This is a genomic window from Micromonospora mangrovicola (assembly GCF_047200535.1).
Taxonomy (GTDB): Bacteria; Actinomycetota; Actinomycetes; order Mycobacteriales; family Micromonosporaceae; genus Micromonospora.
In genome coordinates, this window is record NZ_JBJZOG010000198.1 from 1 (window position 1) to 3,909 (window position 3,909).

Consider the following 3,909-nt stretch of genomic DNA (forward strand, 5'->3'; position numbering starts at 1 on the left):
ATAGTCGGACGGGACAGCGGAAGGGCCCGCGACCTTGAAGTCGCGAGCCCTTCCCGTTCAGCCGTGCAGCCACAGCCAGGTCGGCGGACCGAGTTTTCGACGTTCCAGCCGCTGGGGATCAGCCTGCCGCTGCCGTCGAATCCGCTGCCGTGACCGTCCGTGGTTCCTGTAGTCGGCCCAGCCGCTGCCGATCGTGGTGCCCGGCGGGTTGGTCCGGCCACCCTCGCCGTCGCTGGTGCAGCGCCGAAGGGCCACGATCCGCCGGCGGCGGACGGGTCAGGGCAGCGTGGTGGGCGTCGGCCGGTCGTCGCGGACGTGGACCAGCATGTCGCCGGTCTCGATGACCGCGCCGGCCCGGTCGTTCAGCGTGACCACCCTGCCTCGCCGGACCAGTGCGATGACCAGCGAGTCCAGCTCACGCGGTGACCTGCCCACCTCGTCGCGCTCGGCCGAACGCATGGCCAGCGCCATGCCCTGCCCCGGAGTGAGCAGGTCCTCGACCACGTCGATCAGCGGCGGGGCGGAGGTGGAGAGACCGAGCAGCCGGCCGGCGGTCGCCGAGGAGACGATGACATGGTGGGCCCCGCTCTGCTTGAGCAGCGGGGCGTTCTCCGCCTCGCGGACGGCCGCGATGATCCGGACCTGGCCGGCGGTGAGCTGCCGGACGGTCAGCGCCACCAGCACCGAGGCGTCGTCGCTGTCGGTCGCGATGATCACCGCCTTGGCCGTCCGGACGTGCGCCTCCTCCAGCACCGACGATCGGGTCGCCGAGCCCTCGATCGCGACCAGCCCGGCCGAGGTGGCCTGCCGCAGCGCGGCTCCGCTCCGCTCCACCACCACGATCCGGGACTTGTCCAGGCCGTTCTCCAGCAGCGCGGAAACGGCGCTGCGGCCCTTGGTGCCGTAGCCGCAGATGATGACGTGGTCCTTCACGGTTCTCCTCCACCGCGACAGGCGACGGCCGGTCCGGTACTGCTCGGTCAGGACTTCCAGGGTGGTGCCGACCAGGATGATCAGGAAGAGCACCCGGGCGGGGGTGACGAACAGGACGTTCACCAGGCGCGCCGACGGGGCGGACGGGGTGATGTCGCCGTACCCGGTGGTGGAGAGCGAGACCACCGCGTAGTAGAAGCAGTCGAGGAGGCTGAGGCCGTCCTCGTTGACGTCGCGGTAGCCGTCCCGGTCGATCCAGACCACGGTCACCACGACGACCACCAGGGCCAGGGCGGCGAGCAGGCGCAGACTCAGCGCGCTCAGCGGCCCCCGCCGTTGCGCGGGAAAATGGATCACCGTCGGTCCTGCTCCGCCGCCGTCGCCTGCACGTGCTCAAGATAACGGGTGCGCCCCCTCCGGGCCCATCGGGCCAGGCGACGTACCGCCTCGCGCACCACCGGTAAGGAGCCCGTCACATTCACGGACGTCACGGCGGGCGACATCCGGTCCTGACGGGCCCGGCCGGGATCCATGCCCGGCCGGGCCGTGGTGCGGCGTCCGGACGGGGCATGATGGGGCGGGAGGACGACCGCGAGGAGGCCCGCATGTCGTTGCTGCGACGGGTGATCGGCGGGGTGCTGCGCCGGGTACGGCTGCGGCAGGGCCGCACGCTGCGGGAGGTGGCCCTGGCCGCCGGAGTCTCGCTGCCGTACCTCTCAGAGGTGGAGCGCGGCCGCAAGGAGGCTTCCTCCGAGGTGCTGGCCGCGATCTGCCGGGCTCTCGGCATCCACCTCTCCGACCTGCTGGAGGAGGCCCGCGACGAGCTGCGCCGGACCGAGCGGCGGACGCCGGTGACCTCGGGCTCGGGTCTGGTCCGGTTGGAGCGGGCCCCGGCCGGTCGGGGCGACGTACGCCTGCACGTCGGGTCGCGTCCGGGCCGGCCCCAGCCGCATGTGCTGCGTCGGCCACGGCTCGGCGGAGCGCCGCTGCTCGGCACCCGCGGGACGGTCATGGATCTCGGGCTGCCCGCTGCCGGGGCCCCCGGCGCCGGAGCCGGTTACGCCACGCCGATGCCCGGCGCGGGTGCCCGGATCTGGCTGTTCCCGGCCCCACCGCCGGCGCGCCGGCGCGCGCGTGCCGGGCGGCGGGTGACGCGGCGACGGGCCGCACGCGTCTGACGTCGACCCAGGACGACGGGCCGCCCCGGTGCCGACCGGTCGGGCCGACACCGGGGTGGCGTCCCGTCAGGAGGACGTCCACCTGTCACCACCCCCAGTGGTGACAGGATGGTCGGAACCATATCGAGCGCCCGACCACCGCGACAAGTCTTGACTTCCGTCGATGAGCGTGATCGATCTCCCCACACCGGTGTGCCGGCAGCTACGGTGTGTGCCATGACCGGTGTAGCGCCCCTCATCGACGCCCTCATCGGGCTGGGTCTCACCCAGTACGCCGCCCGTGCCTACCTGGCCCTGGTGGCCCGCGACCGGTACACCGCGGCGGAACTGGCCCGCGCCTCCGGTGTCCCCCGGCAGCGGATCTACGACGTGCTCAACTCGTTGAGCGAGCGAGGGCTGGTCCGGGTCCGTCCCGGCCCGGTGGTGCGCTACGCGGCCGTCGACCCGCAGTCGGCGGTCAACCGGATGATGGAGGTCCACCGCAGCGCGTACGAACAACGCGAGCGGGCCGGCACCGAGCTGATCGAACAGCTCGCTCCGCTGTGGACGCGCGGGCGGTCCGAGGACGACCCGCTGGACTACGTCGAGGTCATCCGGGACCGGGAACTGCTCGGCGAGCGCTTCGCCGAACTCCAGTCGAGTGCCCGGCACCAGTTGCTCACTCTCGCCAAGATGCCGTACCTGGTGGTGGAGAACCCGGCCGGCATGGAGGCCGCCCGCCGGCTGGCCCACGAGGGCGGAGACGTCCGCTGTGTCTACGAGCGGGCGATGCTCGACGATCCGGACCTGGTGTCGCACACCCGGGGCTTCGTGGGCGCCGGTGAGCGGGCGCGGCTGGTAACCGAGGTGCCGATGCGGCTCTGTATCGCCGACGGCGCACGGGTGCTGATGTCGATGCGGGATCCGCGCGCGGACGAGGCGTCGAGCACGTCGCTGCTGATCGAGCACCCGGCGCTCGCCCAGCTGCTCATCCAGGCGTACGAGTCGATCTGGTCCGCCGGCGAGGAGTTCGCCACGGCGGTGGTGGGGGTCGGCTGACCCACTGCGGCCGCCCCGGCCGCTTCTGCCCAGGGCGGATCTGCCGCCGGCAGAATCCCTGGGCACCGGCCACCACCCGCCGGAGGCTGGAGCTGACCGGTTCCCGGGCGGCCCGTCGCCCGCCGGCGGCACGGAGGGTGGTCAGGTCATGGGGTACGGCATCTGGATGCTGGACGAGGGGCAGCCGTCGTTCGGCGACCGGGTCTTCGAGCGGCTGCTCAAGGAGCGCATCATCTTCCTCGGCACCGAGGTCACCGACGCCTCGGCCAACCAGATCTGCGCGCAGATCCTGCTGCTGGCCGCCGAGGACCCGGAGCGGGACATCTTCCTCTACATCAACTCGCCGGGCGGCTCGGTCACCGCCGGGATGGCCGTCTACGACACCATGCGCTATGTCAAGAACGACGTCGGGACCCTGGCGCTCGGACTGGCCGGCTCGATGGGGCAGTTCCTGCTCTGCGCGGGGGCGGCCGGTAAACGGTTCGCGCTCCCCCACTCGCGGATCATGATGCACCAGCCGTCCGGCGGGATGGGCGGCACGGCCGCCGACATCACCATCCAGGCGGAGAACATGCTGCACGTGAAGCGGACCATGCAGGAGCTGATCGCCCGGCACAGCGGGCGCACGCTGGAGGAGATCCAGCGCGACTGGGACCGGGACCGCTGGTTCACCGCCGAGCAGGCCCGCGAGTACGGCCTGATCGACCAGGTGGTCGCCCGGGCTGAGCAGCTTCCCGCCTGAGAAACGACCCGGGACGGG

4 protein-coding genes are annotated in these 3,909 nt (G+C 72.2%); 3 read left to right on the plus strand and 1 reads right to left on the minus strand.

Going from position 1 to position 3,909, the window contains the following annotated elements:
* Positions 1-276: 276 nt before the first annotated feature.
* A complete protein-coding gene (locus tag ACL02O_RS33765; RefSeq protein WP_412822243.1) occupies positions 277-1,290 on the minus strand; it encodes a potassium channel family protein in 1,014 nt (337 codons plus the stop codon).
* A 248-nt stretch (positions 1,291-1,538) separates the two neighbouring features.
* Here ACL02O_RS33765 and ACL02O_RS33770 point away from each other — a divergent pair, with 248 nt between their 5' ends.
* The 3 genes from ACL02O_RS33770 (at position 1,539) to ACL02O_RS33780 (ending at position 3,891) form a co-directional block, all read left to right on the plus strand.
* Positions 1,539-2,111, plus strand: a complete 573-nt coding sequence (locus ACL02O_RS33770; RefSeq protein ID WP_412822244.1) for a helix-turn-helix domain-containing protein — start codon at positions 1,539-1,541, stop codon at positions 2,109-2,111.
* A 216-nt stretch (positions 2,112-2,327) separates the two neighbouring features.
* Positions 2,328-3,149: a TrmB family transcriptional regulator gene (locus ACL02O_RS33775; RefSeq protein ID WP_412822245.1), complete on the plus strand. Its 822-nt coding sequence runs from the start codon at positions 2,328-2,330 to the stop codon at positions 3,147-3,149.
* A gap of 148 nt (positions 3,150-3,297) precedes the next feature.
* Positions 3,298-3,891, plus strand: a complete 594-nt coding sequence (locus ACL02O_RS33780; protein WP_412822246.1) for an ATP-dependent Clp protease proteolytic subunit — start codon at positions 3,298-3,300, stop codon at positions 3,889-3,891.
* Positions 3,892-3,909: the final 18 nt, after the last annotated feature.

Bases quoted from the DNA above. Each gene is read 5' to 3' on its own strand.
- ACL02O_RS33775 (WP_412822245.1), top strand. From the start codon at position 2,328: ATGACCGGTGTAGCGCCCCTCATCGACGCCCTCATCGGGCTGGGTCTC.
- ACL02O_RS33780 (WP_412822246.1), top strand. From the start codon at position 3,298: ATGGGGTACGGCATCTGGATGCTGGACGAGGGGCAGCCGTCGTTCGGC.
- ACL02O_RS33770 (WP_412822244.1), top strand. From the start codon at position 1,539: ATGTCGTTGCTGCGACGGGTGATCGGCGGGGTGCTGCGCCGGGTACGG.